The sequence below is a fragment of the Desertivirga arenae genome (assembly GCF_017355785.1).
GTDB lineage: Bacteria > Bacteroidota > Bacteroidia > Sphingobacteriales > Sphingobacteriaceae > Desertivirga > Desertivirga arenae.
Window position 1 is genome coordinate 314265 of record NZ_JAFEWE010000004.1, and the last position, 17721, is coordinate 331985.

The window sequence follows — 17721 nt, forward strand, 5'->3', positions numbered from 1 at the left end:
GTGTTCAAACCTCTTGTAATATAGAAACCTGATGAAAAAGTTATTTTTTACTTGCCTTTTGTTTATAGTAAGCTTTTTGTCTTTTTCGCAACCGACCTACAAGTTGGGAAAATTGAAGTATAGTGGAGGGGGAGATTGGTATGCTAACAGAACAGCTATTCCTAATCTGATTCAATTTTGCAATAAAAACCTTGGAACAAATCTGGATCTGGAGGAAGGGGTTGTAGAGGTAGGGAGTAATGATATATTTAATTACCCTTTTGTATATCTGACTGGCCACGGAAACATTAAGTTTTCTGATCAGGAAGTGCTTAACTTACGAAAATATCTGATAGCGGGTGGCTTTCTTCATATAGATGATAATTATGGATTAGATAAGTTTATAAGGCCTCAGATGAAAAAAGTGTTTCCTGAATTGAGCTTTGTTGAGTTACCTAGTTCTCATGCTATATACAACCAAAAATTTAAGTTTCCACTAGGACTTCCCAAAATTCATGAGCATGATGGGAAGCGGCCTCAGGGCTTTGCTTTGATATATAAAGGTCGACTAGTGTGTTACTATACTTATGAATGTGATCTTGGAAATGGTTGGGAGGATGCAGGAACTTATACCGGAGATTCTGAAGAAACCAGGCAAAAAGCTTTAAGGATGGGAGCTAACGTTGTCCAGTTCGCACTAACACAATGAAATTCTTTAAGAGAGCACCAGATTGCTGGTCTATAAAAAAAGAAAAAGCTGGTCGTTTGTGACTTCCAGCTCTTTCTATCTAAATTAACGCTCTCGATTACTTTTACTAGATAACACATAAAAAGGTTACGATATTTTTTAAAAAAATTAGAATATTTCGTAACAGCCTAGATCTGAAGGGAATAATCTTTGTCTGTTGTTTTGATCCAGCTTTAACCAGCTCTGAAAGTCAAGGTCTGAGCTCAGGTTTTCTCCTTTGTCAGCAGCAATGCTGTTGGTAGTAAGGTTAAAGTTTAGTCTGTTTAAATCCCTGAAAGACGGATCTAAATTAAAAATATTTGTTCCCTCTATAAGGTGTTTTCCCCTCGACTTAATCAGATTCGAACGTATTATGCGAACAAATTCCTGGCCTTTTTCATCCAGGCTTAATTCCTCAGTCTGATTACCCCAGATGATATTATTAATTAGAATGAGGTTAGTGCTCTTACCCGGGCCTGATGATAGGTAGTCGCTAAAAAATAGAGAAGCTGTACTTCTGATTCCATAGCTGTAATAGTTTGCGAAAGTGTTCTGCTTAAAATTATAGCTCCCTCCATTGTTACAATAAATAAGGTGTTTACCGCAATTTATAATTAAGTTATTAAAGCCAGTGATGGAGGTATGAGAGCCAAGGACGCCTACAGCTTCCATATTCTTCACTACTGAATTTACCAAAGTAAGTCTCGGATTTGCATCATCATGTCCCTCTTGAATACTTAGACCTATAAGAGCATTTTTAATAGTTGCATGGTTAATAAAATTATTGGAGCTTGTTTTTAAGAAAAATATTCCATCCCACTGCCCTGGTACCTCTGAATAAAGCTTTTCTTTTCTATCACTTGCAAATGTAACGGAGTCATTTACTGTACCTTCTACTTTCAGCGTACCAGCAATAGAAAGTCGGGCTCCTTTATGAAAGTATACTCTGGCCCCTCTCCCAATAGTTAGCTTAGTTCCTGAAACAACTCTCACTGAGTCATAGATGAGGTAAGGAAACTGTTTATCCCAGATTACATCTTTTGAAATTGTTGTTCCACGGATAAAACGAGCATTTTGTCCAAAAGCCTGTAATTGGATTATCTGGGATCGACCATTAGTAGTAAAGCTAAGTGAATCAGCTACCAGAAAAGGAGCTGATCTGTCTGTGGGGGGAATATTCAGGCGGACAAAAAGATTAGCTGAATCTCTTCCTCTAATTTTAAAGTTTTCCAGGTTTTCAACTGAAATTCCATTTATATTGATTTCATAGGACGACTTATCTCCTCCAGCTAAATTTATCCTTGAAATAATCACATCTTCCTTCGACGAATTGAATATTTTTAAACGCTGCGTGGTTGAAGTGACTGATGTGAAAACTGTATCAAATTTTATCGTGTCATTTGAAAATGTCAAAGGCTTTTCCGGATCATAAGCATTGTTGTGTTCCTTCCTACACGAAAGAATTATGAGTGCTCCAAACAAAAGCAAAAGGCATCGGTCTATGATTTTCATTAATTAACCAGTATAAGCAATCCCTGCAATGCTAATTGTTGTTCCTGAAACTTTTAATATAGGATGGGCACAGGCCTCTATTGTAGCTCCTGTAGTAATAATATCATCGACTAATAGTATATGTTTCCCTTGCAATGTCTCTCCATAAGAAAGAGTAAAAACATCCTTCATATTTTCGAACCTTAGAAATCGTGATTTCTTTGTTTGTGTTGCTGTAAAAGTTCCTCTTTGAAGGCAAGATGTGTTGACAGGAATATTAAGAGATTGAGATAAGCCTTGAGCAAATGACTCACTTTGATTGTAACCTCTTTTTTTTTGTCTTTTAGGATGAAGTGGAACAGGAACAATAATATCCGGAAGTACAATTGATGATGATTCTAATAGTTGTTTCCCATAGGCTATCCCAAGTTTCGTTCCAACGTCAGGCCTATTATTATATTTCAGCTGATGCAGCAAGTTTTGAACCTTTGTACCCTTAGAAAAATAAAGGAATGCACCACAAAAAGTAAACGGAACTCTTCCCCAAAATTGCCGGGCAACACTATTATCGGGGATTAAATGGAAATTTGTGTATGGGAGGTTAACCAAACAACCCGTGCAAATCTCCTCTTCATTACTCACAAGGGAACACCCGCAACCAGCACAAACCTCAGGAAAGAAGAGTGAAAAAAAATCACTGATATTCTGTGTAAGAAGATTCACAGCAACAATTTACAGAAAATCTTTTGCAAAGGAAATTATTGTTGCTTTACTGCTAACTGTCCGCAGGCTGCGTCAATATCCTTTCCTCTGCTTCTGCGTATATTTGTAATAATGCCCTGCTTTTTTAAATAATTAGCAAAAGCTTCTGTTTTGTCTTCCCCGGCGTTCTCAAAGTCAGCAAAAGATATAGGATTATACTCAATAATATTGACTTTACATGGGAGGTGCTTGCAGAATTTGGCTAATTCCATAGCATCCTGTATACTGTCGTTGAAGTTATTGAAAATGATATATTCGTAAGTAACAGGATTCTTAGTTTTTAGAAAGTAATATTTGAGCGCTTCAGCTAAGGCCTTAAGAGAGTTTTGCTCGTTAATAGGCATAATCTCGTTACGTTTCTTGTCATTAGCCGCATGTAATGACAGAGCCAAATTGAACTTCACCTGGTCATCCCCGAGCTTTTTAATCATCTTCGCTATACCTGCAGTTGAAACAGTAATGCGTTTAGCTGCCATATTCAGTCCATCTTCAGCAGTTATCCGCTCTATTGATTTTAGAACATTTGCATAGTTCAAAAGGGGTTCTCCCATCCCCATGTATACGATATTCGTAAGAGGCTGATTGTATTTTTCCTTTGCCTGCTTGTCAATCAACACCACCTGATCATAAATCTCAGCTGGATCAAGATTTCTTTTACGTTCCATGTAGCCTGTAGCACAGAACTTGCAAGTTAAGCTGCAGCCAACTTGAGAGCTAACACAAGCCGTCATCCTATCAGAGGTAGGGATTAGGACCCCCTCTATAATGTTGCTGTCGTAAAGGCTGAATGTATTTTTAATAGTCTGATCAGAACTATGTTGTGATTGGTGAACCTTTACTGCGTTTATCGTAAACTGCTCTTTCAATTTCTCCCTGAGAGCTTTTGAAAGATTAGTCATATCGTCAAAACTATGTGCGGACTTCGCCCAGAGCCATTCAAGAATCTGTTTTGCTCTAAAAGCAGGTTCTCCTATTTCTCCAAGAAGTTTTATCAGGTCGGTAGATGCTATATTCCGAATATCCTTTTTTACAAGTGCCTCATTCACAATGCAAATTTACTTATTTAAAGATAAAATTTTGATAAAAAAAGAGGTAATAAAAATTTTTCCTATAATTGTTGTTGTAACAGCAATACTTCTCCTGTAGCTATGGGGCTTGATGAGTTACAGAAAAACATGTTATGAGGACTTACTATTCAGCAGATTATATTCTACCAGTCGGAAGTCTGCCATTGAAAGATGGAGTTGTAGTCGTGGATGAGGGTGGGGAAATACTCGATCTCTTCAATGGGAAAGCCGCACTGCCTTCTGATGCTAATATTCAGCGATACGAAGGAGTTATTGTTCCTGGTTTTGTTAATACTCACTGTCACCTCGAACTTTCTTATCTTAAAAATCGTATTCCAACAGGACTTAGCCTTATTCCCTTCATAAAGGAAGTGATCAAAGCCCGAAGAAGTACAGAGGATGTATTTCAGCCAATGTTTGATGCTGATGCTTTAATGTATAAAAACGGTATTGTTGCCGTTGCTGATATATCAAACACGGCTCAAACAAAGGACGCCAAGCTAAATAGCAAACTCTATTACCATACTTTCATTGAATTAATTTGTTTTCAACCCGATGGAGCCAAGGAAGCCTTCAGAGCTGGGAATAATCTGCTTGAAGAGTTTAAGCCACTCCGTGCCTCTATATCTCCACATGCACCCTATTCTGTATGTAAAGAGCTTTTTAAATTCATTAGTAGGTTTTGCGGTGAGGCGGGAGAGTTATTAAGTATTCACAATCAGGAAACCGAGGAAGAAAATAAGTTTTACCGGTATAAAACTGGGGAGTTTCTGGATTTTTATAAAGACTTGGGTATTGACATCGAATTCTTTAAACCTCAGGCGCGCAATTCTATTCAAAGTTTTGTGCCTTTGCTTGCTGCCCAACAGAAAGTTTTGCTGGTTCATAATACCTTTACCAGCATGAAAGATATTTATTTTACAAGAAGGTCTGGAAGGGATATTACCTGGTGTTTCTGTCCTAATGCTAATTTATATATTGAAGGCCGTTTGCCCAAGGCTGACATGTTCTTTTTTGAAAATGTTACTATCACTCTTGGGACAGATAGTTTAGCTTCTAATAAGAACTTATGTATTCTTTCAGAGTTAAAAACTATCCATGAACATTTTCCAAATTTGAGTTTCACTGACACTATTAAATGGGCAACGCTGAATGGTGCGAAGTTCCTTGGAATAGATGACAAGTTTGGAAGCATTGAAAAAGGTAAAAAACCAGGTCTTAATCTAATTAAGAATGTTGATGATCTTCGTTTAACCCCTGATTCAGAAGTTCAAAAACTTATTTAGTACTTTTAGTATTATCGCTTAATCTTCACCTTTGCAGCGATGAATACAATAAGCTCCCTTCTAAAAATTCAATACCCAATCATTCAAGCGGGCATGGTTTGGTGCAGCGGCTGGCGTTTGGCCTCAGCGGTAAGTAATGCTGGGGGACTTGGGTTAATAGGTGCTGGGTCGATGAGCCCTGAAATTTTGAGGGAGCACATAATAAAATGTAAAGCAGCTACCCCTCATTCATTTGGGGTAAACATTCCCCTAATTTATTCACATGCATTAGAGCAGATTCACGTCGCTATAGAGCAAAATGTAAAGGTGGTTTTTACTTCAGCAGGAAATCCAGCAATTTTTACATCCCGACTTAAAGACGCTGGTATAACCGTTGTGCATGTGGTAGCTAATAGTAAATTTGCAAAGAAAGCGGAAGCAAGCGGGGTTGATGCTGTTGTGGCCGAAGGTTTCGAGGCTGGTGGACACAACGGACGTGAAGAGACTACTACAATGTGTCTTATTCCTCTGATAAAAGAACAGATATCAGTACCAGTTATTGCAGCAGGCGGAATTAGCACTGGGAGAACAATGCTTGCAGCTATGGCTTTGGGAGCTGAAGGTGTCCAGATAGGTTCTGCATTTGCTGTGGCAAAGGAATCCTCAGCCCATGCGAACTTTAAGCAGAAAGTAATCGAAGCAGGGGAGGGAGATACACGCCTATGCCTTAAATCTCTTACACCTGTACCCTTACTTAAAAACAGTTTTTCAAGTGAGATCGAGCAGGCCGAACTCCGTGGGGCAGACAAAGAAATACTCCGGGGAATCCTAGGTAAAGGTCGTGCCAAGCTCGGAATTTTTGAGGGGGATTTGGCAGCAGGAGAGCTTGAGATTGGTCAAGTGTCAGGTATCCTTAAGGAAGTTCGGCCAGCTGCTGAAATTTTAAAAGGTATTGTACTTGAGTTTGAAAGAGCAAAAAGCAGGATTTGCGAATTTGACTGGTGAAAGTTTTTAAGATAATAGATTTTAATTTGATGAAACACTATTCTATAAAAGTTAAAGGTAAAGTGCAGGGAGTTTTGTACCGGGCTGCAACAAAAGCAGTTGCTGATCAACTTGGGGTAAGAGGGTACGTTAAGAATCTTGAAGACGGATCTGTTCAGATCGAAGCAGAGGGGGATGACTTCTCTCTGGAAAATTTCCTTGAATGGTGCAATGAAGGACCGGAAAAAGCTGTGGTTGAAAGTGTAGATGTTGTTGAAGCTGAACTGAAAAACTATAGTAACTTTGAAGTAGTTAAGAAAAACTTCTTGTGGTAATTCAAATTTGTAACATATACCTTCCGGAAATTGTCAACTCTTAAGAAATTTGCAGGACAAACTGCTGTTTATGGCTTAACAACAGTAGTGTCAAGATTACTAAATTCAATCTTGACCCCAATTTATGTAAATTTATATCCCGCAAAAACATACGGAATATTCACTACAATGTATGCTTGGGCATCAGTGCTTAATGCATTGCTGGCGTTTGGAATGGAAACCACCTTCTTCAGGTATTTAAACAAAGTTGAAGACAAGAAGAAAGTGTATTCTACAACGTTTTTTAGCGTAGCTATCATTTCAATTGCGTTTCTTGGTTTAACCTTCGCTTTCACTGCAGATATTGCTGCATGGATGCATGCTGACGGAGCTGCGAGCATTAGTGATTATAAAATTTTTATCCGGCTTTTTATTTGGATTTTGGTACTTGATGCTCTTGCTGTTATCCCAGCGGCTAAATTAAGGGCGGAAGGACGTCCAGGACGATATTCATTAATTAAAATTGTAAACATTCTATTTACCGTTGGTTTAAATCTCTTTTTTTTGTATGTCATACCCTGGGGATTAAAAAGCGGATATTGGGAATTCGCATGGTTCCGGCCACATTGGGTTGGTTACGTATTCATTTCGAACCTTCTTGCAAGTTTAATAACCTTTTTATTGCTAATTCCTGAGTTGCTCGAATTAGTCTGGAGATATGACAGAAACCTTGTTATGCAAATGCTAGGTTATAGTTTTCCTGTTCTTATTGCTAATCTTTCTTTCATTGTTAATGAAAATCTGGATAAAATTGCCATTAAACAAATCCTTGGAGGAGATTATGGAGATCAGGAAGTTGGAATATATGGAGCAGTTTGTAAACTTGCTATCTTCCTAAGCATTTTTATTCAGGGATTCCGGCTTGGGGCTGAACCATTTTTCTTCAGTCATGCTAAAAATAAGGACGCTGGCGAAACTTATGCTACTATAATGAACTATTTCGTGATAGTAGTTTGTTTTATCTTTGCTGGCATTGTAGCAAATATTGAAATTCTTAAATATTTCATTCCCGGTGGCTCAGCTTCTCAGAGGGAACTATACTGGTCTGGACTCCATATTGTGCCAGTTTTAATTTTAGGCTACGTGTGCCTTGGAATTTATATGAACCTTTCCATATGGTATAAATTATCAGATCAAACACGTTTTGGTCTTTATATCTCAAGTTTAGGGGCTGCACTTACTATCGTTCTTAATTTTATTCTTATCCCAAAATACAGTTATGTGGCCTCTGCATGGATTTCCTTAGCAGCTTATGCATCTATGATGATCCTTTCTTATATCTTAGGCCAAAAAAACTATCCGATTCCATACAATCTTAAAAAGAACCTGGCTTATCTTCTCACATCTATTGTCATTGTAATTTTATCTTTTAATGTTTTTCATAGAAGCTTAATTATCGGTAATTTGTTGCTGCTGATATTTGCAATTGGAACAATTTACTTTGAAAAGAATAACCTAAAAGGAATACTTCAAAGAAAAACTTCATGAGCAAAATTCAGAGACCGGGGACGAAGGCGACTTTAAGATCCTTTCCTGGGATATAGGAAGAAACAAGACTTTCAGAATGAGGCCTCCAGCATAATGTTCGCAAGTGGAAAGGAATTGCGAAGAATTTTTCATAATAAAGAGTGATTAGAACTTTCATAAATAATGACGATTTCAATAATCAACAGGTCAACTCATCTACTACCAGAATATCAAACAGAACTTTCTGCTGGAATGGATTTAAGGGCTTTTCTGCCCGAAGGTGCAGTTGTAATTAAACCATTGCAAAGAGTGCTTATTCCAACTGGTCTGTTTATAGAACTTCCAAAAGGGTTTGAGGCACAGATCAGGCCAAGAAGCGGTTTAGCATTAAAGCATGGTATCACTGTTTTAAATTCACCCGGGACTATAGATGCTGATTATCGTGGAGAAATAAAAATCCTTTTAGTTAATCTTTCTGATGTTGAATTTGTTGTTAATGATGGAGAACGGGTAGCGCAAATGGTTGTGGCTCAGCATGAGCAGGTTATCTGGGGTGAAGTTGAGATATTAAACGAAACATCGAGAGGAGCTGGAGGGTACGGACATACCGGTAAATAGTATGGTGAAAAGACTGACTTTTTTGTTAAGTATTATAGGTGGATTAAGCTTTGCACAGCAAAATAAATCTGCTGTGTTCGTAGTGGGACGGGTGCTTACTGGAGAAGACAGTGCATTAGTGCGCGAAAAGTTTTTTAATGGATTGCGGGCTAAGACCATAGACAGAGTGGGCGAGTCTGAATTGTATTTTAAAGAGATTGTACAAATTGATCCTCAGAATGATGCTGCTTTATACGAGCTAGCAAGCATTTACCATGAGCAGGAGGATGAAGGCAGTGCTGAAAAGTATGCAAGGGATGCTGTAACAGTTAAATCCACTAACAAGTGGTATTGGCTACTTCTTGCAGATATTTATAAAAAGAACCGAAATTTTGAGCAGTTATCTTTGGTATTCACTGATCTGATTCATCTTGATCCCAATAATCCTGATTATTATTTTGATAAGGCAAACACTTTAGTTTTATTGAATAAAAATAAGGAAGCGGAAGGGGTCTATAATGAGGTAGAGAAGCGTTTTGGAGTGTCAAATGAATTAATCAATGGCCGGCAGAGAATTTATCAACAAACCGGTCATTCAGACAAAGCTGCAGTTGAAATAGAGAAGTTAATCAAAGCAAATCCCGCCGACATTCGAAACTACCTTACTTTAAGTGAAGTTTATGAGAAAAACGGAAATATTGGAAAAGCGGTAGATCTACTTGAAAAAGCAAAGCAGGTAAGCAATGCTAATGCTTTTCTGAATTTGAGTTTGGCTGATCTGTATAATAAGCAGGGAAAAACAGAAGCAGCGTTTACTGAATTGAAAGCAGCTTTTAGAAATCCTTCATTACAGGCTGAACCCAAAATCGGAATTGTATTGTCACTTTTTCCAAAGCTTGAACAACCGGAGATCCAGAGGCAGTCCTTAGAACTAGGTAAGGTTTTAACAGAAGCTCATCCTGGTGAGGCTAGAAGTTTTGCGGTCTATGCAGATTTATTATTTAGGTCTAACAAGTTAGAAGAAGCAGAGTTAAACCTTAAGAAGTCACTTGAGATAAACAATCAGGTTTACTCAGTATGGGAGGAATTATTAAGGATTGAATTGAGTCGATCAGATTATGTTACGGCTATTAAAGACGGAGAAGAAGCCTTAACATTGTTCCCCAATCAGGCAGCCTTATACTATCTTACAGCTTTAGCCTATCAGCAGGGCGGCAAGCCAGATAAAGCTATTTCCTATTTGAAAAATGCTACGCAATTGCAGATTGATGATAAAGAATTTTTATCCCAGGTTTATGCTTCTCTTGGTGATTCATATAATGGAATTAGGCAATATAGGGAGTCTGACGAAGCTTATAACATGGCATTATCTGCTAATCCTATTAACATTTATGTATTGAATAATTATGCCTATTATTTATCGTTAAGAGGTGAAAAGTTGGAAACGGCAGCAGAAATGGCCCTAAAAGCAAACGAGTTGAAGCCAAATAACTCTTCCTTCGAGGATACGTATGCCTGGGTGCTATTCAAACAAAAAAAATATATACAAGCATTGGTTTGGCAGGAGAAAGCAGTAGGGAATAATCCCCGAAGTGGTGTCCTATATGAACATTGGGGAGATATATTATATCATTTAGGTCAAAAGGATAAAGCTTTTGAGAAGTGGCAGAAGGCAAAAGAGTTGGGGGTTAAAACAGAAATTCTTGAAAAGAAAGTTAATGAAAAAAAATATCTTGAATAAGCTGGCAATTGGACTGGCATTAGTTGTATTTACATCCTGTAAGGCAAAAAAAACATTAGTACCTCCAACTACTTCAGTTCCTGCGGTCATAACGAAGCCTGCGGCTAACAATTCTGATCTGATAGATAGCTTAAAGGCGAAACAACCCTCATTTAACACTTTAGCTATAAAAGCAAAGGCTGACTTAAAGATTAATAACAACAGCAATGATGTGAGTATGTCGATCCGGATAAAAAATAGTGAAACTATATGGGTTTCAGTAACGGCTATTGCTGGCTTGGAGGTTGCAAGAGCTTTAATTACTCCTGATAGTATTAAAATCATGAACAGGCTGCAAAATGAATATATGAGAAAGCCGTTTAGTTACATTTACCAGTTTACATCAAGGCAAATTGATTTTAAGGCAATACAAGGACTTTTTACCGCAAACGCTTTTCCTAATACTTTAACCGAATCAGCTAGCTTTACTGCAACAGCTAGCCAGGTAGAGGTTAAGGGTCAACTATCGGAGCTCATGTATAATATGATTTTCAACAATAGAAGGAACATGCTGCAAAATCAGGTCACAGACAATGCAAATGGTCAGAAGCTAAGTGTTACTTACGATAGTTTTGGTGTAATTAATAATCAAGAGCTGCCTCAAATTGTAAATATTAATTCAGTAGCTAATAATAAAACTATCGCTATAGCATTAAGGTATAATAGTGTTTCAATTGATGAACCTGTAGATTTTCCCTTCAATGTCCCTAAAAGGTTTACTGTAAAAGATTAAATAGATAGATTTGCCTCATGAGTTTTAAAAGGCTGTTTCTTTTTTTTGGATTAATACTACTATCTGCTACAACTTTCGCTCAGAGCAGCGCAGAGTTAAAGCGTCGAAAGGAGGCATTGTCTCGGGAAATTGAAATGCTACGACGCTCTCAAAGTGAAGTTTCAAGTAATAAAAGATTGTCTCTAAAACAGATTAATGCCTTAAATGCTCAAATACGGCTTCGTGAAGAGAAGATAGGGACTATCAATTCGGAAATAAGACTTCTGGATAACGAGATTTCGGAGAATACGAGTACAGTGAGATCGTTACAGACTCAGCTTAATAAGCTTAAAAGAGAGTACGCAAGTATGGTGCTTTTCGCTTTTAGAAATCAAAGCGCTTATAGTAAGCTGATGTTCATTTTTGCATCCCGGGACTTTAATCAGGGATATAAGCGTCTTAAGTACTTACAACAATTTGGAGATTATCGTAAAAAGCAAGCAAAATACATTGAGCAAACTGCCCATGAGCTAGGCATTAAGATAGTTGAGCTTGATAGAAACAAGCGAAACAAAAATAGTTTACTTCATGATCAGGAAAGTGAAAAGGTAACGCTAGGTAAGGAAAAAAGTAATAAAGCGCAACAATTGAGTAAGCTCAGTAAGCAGGAAAGCCAGCTGAAACAGGAGCTTAGGAGGAAACAAAGGGAAGCGGCAAGTTTAACACGGGCTCTAAATGCTGCAATTGCGCGTGAAATTGCAGAAGCTCGCAGGAGGGAAGAGGAAGCTGCACGAGCTGCCGCAGCTAAAGCCAGGGCAGAAAATAGGGAGGTGCCTACTACCACTCGTTCCTCTTCAGGATCTAGTGTATTGGCCGCCACTCCTGAAGCAGCGAAGCTTTCTTCCGATTTTTTAAGTAATCGTGGACGCTTACCTTGGCCTGTTGCTACCGGAACAACAACGGAACAATTTGGACGGCATACGGTTGGGGAAGGTGTTACTATTGACAATGATGGTATTACAATTCGGACACCTCAAGGTGCAGCGGTAAGAGCTGTATTTGATGGAACGGTTGCTCAGGTTGGAACTATTCCTGCAACTAATGTACAATTTGTGTTGGTGAGACATGGAGAATACTTTTCAGTTTATTCAGGCTTGAGATCAGTAAGTGTTTCAAGGGGACAGAAAGTATCGCTAAAGCAGACCATAGGTGTCGTTGCTACAGACTCAGAGGACGGAACAACAGAAATGCAGTTTAAGGTCTGGAAAGGTTCAACTCCTTTAAATCCTGAAAGTTGGCTGGCAAATTAATGAATCCACTGGTTCATTTATTACGTATATTTGTAAAAACTAAGATAAGATGTTGAATTCAGTTTTATTGTTTCTAAATATAGGAACGCCGGAATTGATCCTGATTTTAGGGGTTGTTCTGTTACTTTTCGGAGGTAAGAAGATGCCAGAGCTGGCCCGGGGATTAGGGAAAGGCATTCGGGAATTCAAGGACGCTTCAGAAGGTGTTAAGAGAGAAATTCACAGGAATATAAATGCTGTGAATGACGATCTTAATGTTGACATGGATAATAACGTAAATAAAAGTAAACCTGCCGATGAGGCAAATACAAATTCATAATTATGGTAAACTCAATTTTATTGGCAGGATTAGGAGCTCCCGAGATTATCCTTATTATACTAGCCATTCTGCTACTATTTGGGGGTAAAAAGATTCCGGAACTGATGAGAGGTTTGGGAAAAGGAGTTAAAGAATTTAAAGATGCTAAAGACGGCGACGCTAACGATAGCGGAAAGTCTTATTAATTCTTAACATTGAAGATTCAACCTCATTTGCAGACTGTAAATGAGGCTTTTTTATTTTTACCTATTACCACGCTTCACAATTCTCTTATATTTCTGCCAATTTAAGCCCTAATCTACGCGGCTTTAGCATCATTGACTAGAAATTCTTACCTTCACGGCATGGAACAGTACACTTCTCTAAGCAGCGTACAAAACGATATCAAAAGTGGCAAACTCCAGTTGTTGGAGCTTGTAAATACATATTTAGAGCGTATAGAAGACAAAAGGCATTTAAATGCTTTTGTAGAGGTTTATGCAAAGGAAGCAAAACAGCAGGCCATTGTAGTAAATGAGAAAATACTGGATGGATCAGGCGGTAAACTTGCTGGCATGGTGGTAGGAATAAAAGATCTTATATGTTATCAGGGGCATCAGGTATCCGCAGGATCTAAAATCCTTGAAAATTATACCTCCATCTTTTCCTCTACCGTGGTAGAGCGTCTGTTGGCGGAAGACGCTATTATTATAGGCAGGCAAAATTGTGACGAGTTTGCTATGGGGGGATCTAATGAGAACTCCTATTACGGACCTGTTAAGAATGATGCAGATAACTCGAAGGTGCCCGGCGGATCTTCAGGAGGTTCAGCAGTAGCTGTACAGGCTGGTTTGTGCCTTGCATCCTTAGGGACAGATACAGGAGGTTCGGTAAGACAACCGGCGGCGTTTTGTGGAGTGGTAGGTTTGAAACCTACTTATGGTCGCGTATCAAGGCATGGTATTATAGCTTATGCTTCCTCTTTTGATCAGGTCGGTCCTATTACTCACACTGTGGAAGACGCAGCTTTATTGATGGAAGTAATAGCCGGTCATGATGACTATGATAGTACTGCCTCTCAGCTCCCTGTTCCAGAATACTCACAGCAACTTTCGCTTTCAGGAAAGAAAAGGATAGCCTATCTTCCGGAAACTTTGTCTTCAGATGGTTTGGATCCAGAAGTTAAAGCTCTAACGGAGCAGACGATCCAGAAATTATTGGATGAAGGCCACTCGGTTGAACCTATATCCTTTCCGTACCTGGATTACGTGGTTCCAACTTATTATATCTTAACTATGGCCGAGGCTTCATCTAATCTTGCAAGGTATGACGGAGTTCACTATGGTTATAGAAGTCCTAATGCTATAGATTTAGAAACTACATATAAAAAGTCACGCTCTGAAGCTTTTGGAGCAGAGGTTAAACGTCGTATATTACTTGGATCTTTTGTACTTAGTGCTGGTCACTATGATGCCTTTTATGGAAAGGCCCAAAGAGTTAGGAGGTTAATCAGGGAAAAGACGGATGAGATTTTGGAGAACCACGATTTTATACTTCTTCCAACCACTCCTGGTCCTGCTTTTGGAATAGGAGAGAAAACCGATGATCCGGTAACAATGTATTTAGCTGATATATTTACAGTTCAGGCTTCTTTAGCAGGAATACCTGCAATCTCATTGCCTTTGGGAAAAACAAATAATAATTTACCTTTGGGAGTCCAGTTTATAGGGAAGCGGTTTGGTGAGGCTGAATTACTGGCTTTTTCTAAATATCTTTTAGATGTAACAAAAGCTCATTAAATGGGTAAAAGGTAGTCAGATGTCTGGCTATAAAGCATTTACTTGAAAAAATGATGAGAAGAGGAAGTATTAAAGTAATTTTTTATGCACTAAGTTTTACTTTATTGTCCCTGACTACCTCAGGGAAAGAGAAGGTTGTATCTGTAAAATCCAGTGTTTCTGAAAAGAAGGCAATAGACCCTTCCGAGTATAGGAGAACTTTAGAGAGTATCACAAAGACTGTGCCTTTGAGTTATAATGAGCCTGTCAGGAAAATGATTAATTATTATCTAAGTAATCATCGTGACAGGTTTTCCAGGATGCTGGGTTTATCTCAATATTATTTCCCTATTTACGAAAAGGTATTCACGTCAAAAGGTGTTCCTGAAGAGATAAAATTCCTTTCAGTAGTTGAATCTTCACTGAATCCATTCGCTACATCTACAGCACAAGCCGGTGGCCTTTGGCAATTTCTTGAGCCGGTAGGAAAGAAATATGGTTTAGCAATTAATGATACTATCGACGAGCGCAGAGATCCGGTGCTTGCATGTAATGCCGCTGCAGATTATTTGCTGGAATCCTATGGGATGTATAAAGATTGGTTACTGGCAATTGCATCTTATAATTGTGGTAGGAATAATATCCGCTGGGCTATGGAAAATAATCCCGGTTTAACAGATTATTGGTCTCTTAGACAGTATTTACCTGTTGAAACTCAAAATTATGTTCCTGCTTTTATTGCCACTGTTTACTTGATGAATAATGCTAAAAAACATGGAATTTATTCGTCCGAGCCAAACTTCGGTATATTTACTAAAGAAGTATCAGTTAACAGACCTGTTAGTTTACAAAGCGTTGCTAAGGCAATTAATGTTAATTTATCCGATCTGTGTGTTTTAAACGCTGCTTACAAAAACCAGGTTGTGAATGGATGTTCTTCTGCTCCAAAAAAATTGGTTATACCTGTTATCAAAGATTATATTTACTCTGCATTGGTTGATGAGTGTAAGAAGCCGGGAAAACTAAAGTATGAGTTAAAGCTCGACTATATTGTGCCGGTCGAGACAACACTTGCAACTGTTAACGTGGCTGCTAAGGCTAGTCAGGCGAAGTACAAAGCCGTTAACACTTATATCATGTATAGAGTGAAGGAGGGCGATACTCTTGACTCTATTGTAGAGAGATTTAATTCTACTGAGGAAGAAGTGAAGATCTTAAACAAACTGAAGCATTACTCAGTAAAGCCTGGAATGGTTTTAAAAATAGTTCAAAGCTAGGAATAGTCATGATTTTTAAAAAAGGCGCTTTCTACAGAAAGCGCCTTTTTCGTTGTATATTTTTTTATTAATAAGGGATCCAGCCTCTGAAGATATTTTCCAAAGTATATTCCTTTAACTCGTTTTCGCTTAACTGATGAGACCATTGTACCCGCTGTTCCGGTTTAAACCCTGCTCCCTTGTTCTTATACTCTGCAAAGTATGCGGTTTTCTCGTTTGAGTCTTTCCCCCAATTATCCCAACCCTTTAAGTTAATAACCTTACTCATTGTGGAATTTATAAATACAACCTTCGCGAAAGGTCGCCATGGGCGTCCGAGAAAGAAGGAGCCATCCGCTCCATCACCACTTAATTTACAGTTTAAGAATACGTATCCGTATTTGGTGGTATCGGGAGTTGAGGCCGCAGTCACATAACCAGATTTTTTACAATAAAGTTCACAGTTGTCAAATACCGCTGTTGATGAACCGAAAATAAAGTCTACAGTACCCTCAATATAGCAGTTCTTATAATACTGCCGGCTGCCTCTTCCGAAGGTATAAAGGGTGTCTTGAAATCCAAGAAAACGACAGTTTTTAAACATCATTTTATCTCCCGCTGACCATACTGCTACAGCTTGACCCACCGGGCCAGCAGAATTTTGAAACGTGATATTTTCGGCTGAGAAGTTGTCTCCGTAGATGAAGAAGCTTGATGAACCAGATGTTCCAATCTCTTCTCCAAAGCGATTCTTTTTCTGTGCCCAATCATCAAAAGTGAGGATCGTTTTGTCAACATCTTCACCTATAAACTTGACCATCTGCTTTGAGCCAGCCAGTATAAGCTTCTCCTTATAAATACCTTTTTTAATAAAAATGGTAGTAGTTTTCTTTCTCATATCTGGCACTGCATCAATTGCATCCTGAACGGTTTTGAAATTTCCGCTTCCATCTTGTGCTACAATGAAATCATACTTTTCTGTTTGCCTTGCATATGATAAAGGAGATGAAAAGATAAAAAGTAATAGAAAAAAATAACGAGTTAATTTTAACATAGAAGTATAACTGGTATTAATAGGTTTCTTAAATAGAGGTCACTACCTTGTGATTACAACTGAAACTGATTTAGCTGTAAACCTTCATCATTTATAACAAAACTTTCAATTCTTTTAAATGAGATATTTCTCTTTCAATATCTAAAGGAGTGGCTTTACCTTCAGGATTAAAATAGATAGCATCAATTCCAAAAGCCAAGGCCCCTCGAATGTCAGCCTCCAGACTATCCCCAATCATTAGGCTTTCTTCCTTTTTAGCTCCGGCGCTCTTAAGAGCAAATTCGAAAATTGCTTTATCTGGCTTATTTACGCCTACCACTTCGGAAATTATAATGTTTTCAAAATATTTCCCGAGATCACTTAATTCAATCTTCATTTCAGTTGATTCCTTAAAACCATTTGATATAAGGTGTAGACTGTATTTGGAACTCAAATACTTAAGGGTTTCATGTGCTTCCGGGAATAAGTTTGTTTTCGTTGGGCAAATACGAACGTAATCGTCTTCAAAAGCGGCAGGTATTGTCTCCGGCAGAAGGCCCAGATCAAGAAACGTTTTTTTGAATCTTGTTTCCCTTAATTCTTGCTTGCTGATCTTTCCTAAATGATAAGCAGTCCAAAGCTCATGGTTGTTCTTTGTGTAAATGTCAATGAAAGTTTTTGAACATGAAACGCCAAGGTCACAAAGAGAATAAACTTCAAATAGTTCTGTTAATGTTTCTTCTGCGTTCTTATCAAAGTCCCAGATCGTGTGATCCAGATCGAAAAATATATGCTTATACATCGCTGCAAATATCCGAAAGATTTACCTCGACTGAGCATG

General features: G+C 38.3%; 18 protein-coding genes. 13 read left to right on the forward strand and 5 right to left on the reverse strand.

Annotated features, from left to right (window positions below):
* Positions 1-31: 31 nt before the first annotated feature.
* Complete coding sequence (locus tag J4N24_RS11100) at positions 32-688, forward strand: DUF4159 domain-containing protein (RefSeq protein WP_207533755.1); 657 nt, start codon at positions 32-34, stop codon at positions 686-688.
* Between the two features lie 147 nt (positions 689-835).
* Here the strand turns inward: J4N24_RS11100 and J4N24_RS11105 are convergent, their stop codons facing one another.
* The 3 genes from J4N24_RS11105 to rlmN are packed head-to-tail and all read right to left on the reverse strand — an operon-like array spanning position 836 to position 4005.
* On the reverse strand, positions 836-2218 hold the full coding sequence (locus J4N24_RS11105; RefSeq protein WP_207533756.1) for a hypothetical protein: 1383 nt from the start codon (positions 2216-2218) through the stop codon (positions 836-838).
* Positions 2219-2221: 3 nt separating this feature from the next.
* Positions 2222-2920: a ComF family protein gene (locus tag J4N24_RS25875; protein WP_207533757.1), complete on the reverse strand. Its 699-nt coding sequence runs from the start codon at positions 2918-2920 to the stop codon at positions 2222-2224.
* Between the two features lie 35 nt (positions 2921-2955).
* Entirely contained in the window at positions 2956-4005 is a 1050-nt protein-coding gene (rlmN, locus tag J4N24_RS11115) for a dual-specificity RNA methyltransferase RlmN (RefSeq protein ID WP_207533758.1), read from the reverse strand.
* Between the two features lie 134 nt (positions 4006-4139).
* Here rlmN and J4N24_RS11120 point away from each other — a divergent pair, with 134 nt between their 5' ends.
* From J4N24_RS11120 to J4N24_RS11175, 12 genes are all read left to right on the forward strand, one after another.
* Positions 4140-5312: an amidohydrolase family protein gene (locus tag J4N24_RS11120; RefSeq protein WP_207533759.1), complete on the forward strand. Its 1173-nt coding sequence runs from the start codon at positions 4140-4142 to the stop codon at positions 5310-5312.
* A 39-nt stretch (positions 5313-5351) separates the two neighbouring features.
* On the forward strand, positions 5352-6296 hold the full coding sequence (locus J4N24_RS11125) for an NAD(P)H-dependent flavin oxidoreductase (protein WP_207533760.1): 945 nt from the start codon (positions 5352-5354) through the stop codon (positions 6294-6296).
* A 29-nt stretch (positions 6297-6325) separates the two neighbouring features.
* The gene (locus J4N24_RS11130; RefSeq protein WP_207533761.1) at positions 6326-6610 is read left to right on the forward strand and encodes an acylphosphatase; all 285 of its coding nucleotides are present in this window, start codon (positions 6326-6328) and stop codon (positions 6608-6610) included.
* A 30-nt stretch (positions 6611-6640) separates the two neighbouring features.
* The gene (locus J4N24_RS11135; protein WP_207533762.1) at positions 6641-8137 is read left to right on the forward strand and encodes a lipopolysaccharide biosynthesis protein; all 1497 of its coding nucleotides are present in this window, start codon (positions 6641-6643) and stop codon (positions 8135-8137) included.
* A gap of 162 nt (positions 8138-8299) precedes the next feature.
* Positions 8300-8734, forward strand: coding sequence for a dUTP diphosphatase (gene dut / locus J4N24_RS11140; RefSeq protein WP_207533763.1), 435 nt, complete (start codon positions 8300-8302; stop codon positions 8732-8734).
* A 1-nt stretch (position 8735) separates the two neighbouring features.
* Complete coding sequence (locus J4N24_RS11145) at positions 8736-10454, forward strand: tetratricopeptide repeat protein (protein WP_207533764.1); 1719 nt, start codon at positions 8736-8738, stop codon at positions 10452-10454.
* Entirely contained in the window at positions 10432-11226 is a 795-nt protein-coding gene (gene lolB1, locus J4N24_RS11150) for a lipoprotein insertase outer membrane protein LolB1 (RefSeq protein WP_207533765.1), read from the forward strand. The genes J4N24_RS11145 and lolB1 overlap by 23 nt, the downstream gene beginning before the upstream one ends.
* Positions 11227-11243: 17 nt before the next feature.
* The gene (locus tag J4N24_RS11155; RefSeq protein ID WP_207533766.1) at positions 11244-12515 is read left to right on the forward strand and encodes a murein hydrolase activator EnvC family protein; all 1272 of its coding nucleotides are present in this window, start codon (positions 11244-11246) and stop codon (positions 12513-12515) included.
* Positions 12516-12564: 49 nt separating this feature from the next.
* Positions 12565-12834: a twin-arginine translocase TatA/TatE family subunit gene (gene tatA, locus J4N24_RS11160; RefSeq protein WP_207533767.1), complete on the forward strand. Its 270-nt coding sequence runs from the start codon at positions 12565-12567 to the stop codon at positions 12832-12834.
* Between the two features lie 2 nt (positions 12835-12836).
* A complete protein-coding gene (locus J4N24_RS11165; protein WP_207533768.1) occupies positions 12837-13019 on the forward strand; it encodes a Sec-independent protein translocase subunit TatA/TatB in 183 nt (60 codons plus the stop codon).
* 159 nt (positions 13020-13178) lie between these two features.
* A complete protein-coding gene (gene gatA, locus J4N24_RS11170) occupies positions 13179-14612 on the forward strand; it encodes an Asp-tRNA(Asn)/Glu-tRNA(Gln) amidotransferase subunit GatA (RefSeq protein WP_207533769.1) in 1434 nt (477 codons plus the stop codon).
* A gap of 50 nt (positions 14613-14662) precedes the next feature.
* Positions 14663-15868: a lytic transglycosylase domain-containing protein gene (locus J4N24_RS11175; protein ID WP_207533770.1), complete on the forward strand. Its 1206-nt coding sequence runs from the start codon at positions 14663-14665 to the stop codon at positions 15866-15868.
* 67 nt (positions 15869-15935) lie between these two features.
* Here the strand turns inward: J4N24_RS11175 and J4N24_RS11180 are convergent, their stop codons facing one another.
* Positions 15936-16901 carry a pectinesterase family protein gene (locus J4N24_RS11180; RefSeq protein ID WP_207533771.1) on the reverse strand — a complete coding sequence of 322 codons (966 nt, stop codon included), beginning with the start codon at positions 16899-16901 and terminating at the stop codon, positions 15936-15938.
* A 91-nt stretch (positions 16902-16992) separates the two neighbouring features.
* Positions 16993-17682, reverse strand: coding sequence for a YjjG family noncanonical pyrimidine nucleotidase (locus J4N24_RS11185; protein ID WP_207533772.1), 690 nt, complete (start codon positions 17680-17682; stop codon positions 16993-16995).
* Positions 17683-17721 lie beyond the last annotated feature (39 nt).

What these genes read in the sequence shown, in the direction of transcription:
- J4N24_RS11105 (WP_207533756.1), bottom strand. Translation starts at nt 2,218, where the DNA reads ATGAAAATCATAGACCGATGCCTTTTGCTTTTGTTTGGAGCACTCATA.
- gatA (WP_207533769.1), top strand. Translation starts at nt 13,179, where the DNA reads ATGGAACAGTACACTTCTCTAAGCAGCGTACAAAACGATATCAAAAGT.
- J4N24_RS11125 (WP_207533760.1), top strand. Translation starts at nt 5,352, where the DNA reads ATGAATACAATAAGCTCCCTTCTAAAAATTCAATACCCAATCATTCAA.
- J4N24_RS11175 (WP_207533770.1), top strand. Translation starts at nt 14,663, where the DNA reads ATGATGAGAAGAGGAAGTATTAAAGTAATTTTTTATGCACTAAGTTTT.
- J4N24_RS11130 (WP_207533761.1), top strand. Translation starts at nt 6,326, where the DNA reads ATGAAACACTATTCTATAAAAGTTAAAGGTAAAGTGCAGGGAGTTTTG.
- J4N24_RS11180 (WP_207533771.1), bottom strand. Translation starts at nt 16,901, where the DNA reads ATGTTAAAATTAACTCGTTATTTTTTTCTATTACTTTTTATCTTTTCA.
- dut (WP_207533763.1), top strand. Translation starts at nt 8,300, where the DNA reads ATGACGATTTCAATAATCAACAGGTCAACTCATCTACTACCAGAATAT.
- J4N24_RS11120 (WP_207533759.1), top strand. Translation starts at nt 4,140, where the DNA reads ATGAGGACTTACTATTCAGCAGATTATATTCTACCAGTCGGAAGTCTG.
- J4N24_RS11155 (WP_207533766.1), top strand. Translation starts at nt 11,244, where the DNA reads ATGAGTTTTAAAAGGCTGTTTCTTTTTTTTGGATTAATACTACTATCT.
- J4N24_RS11165 (WP_207533768.1), top strand. Translation starts at nt 12,837, where the DNA reads ATGGTAAACTCAATTTTATTGGCAGGATTAGGAGCTCCCGAGATTATC.
- J4N24_RS11185 (WP_207533772.1), bottom strand. Translation starts at nt 17,682, where the DNA reads ATGTATAAGCATATATTTTTCGATCTGGATCACACGATCTGGGACTTT.
- J4N24_RS11100 (WP_207533755.1), top strand. Translation starts at nt 32, where the DNA reads ATGAAAAAGTTATTTTTTACTTGCCTTTTGTTTATAGTAAGCTTTTTG.
- J4N24_RS11145 (WP_207533764.1), top strand. Translation starts at nt 8,736, where the DNA reads ATGGTGAAAAGACTGACTTTTTTGTTAAGTATTATAGGTGGATTAAGC.
- tatA (WP_207533767.1), top strand. Translation starts at nt 12,565, where the DNA reads ATGTTGAATTCAGTTTTATTGTTTCTAAATATAGGAACGCCGGAATTG.
- lolB1 (WP_207533765.1), top strand. Translation starts at nt 10,432, where the DNA reads ATGAAAAAAAATATCTTGAATAAGCTGGCAATTGGACTGGCATTAGTT.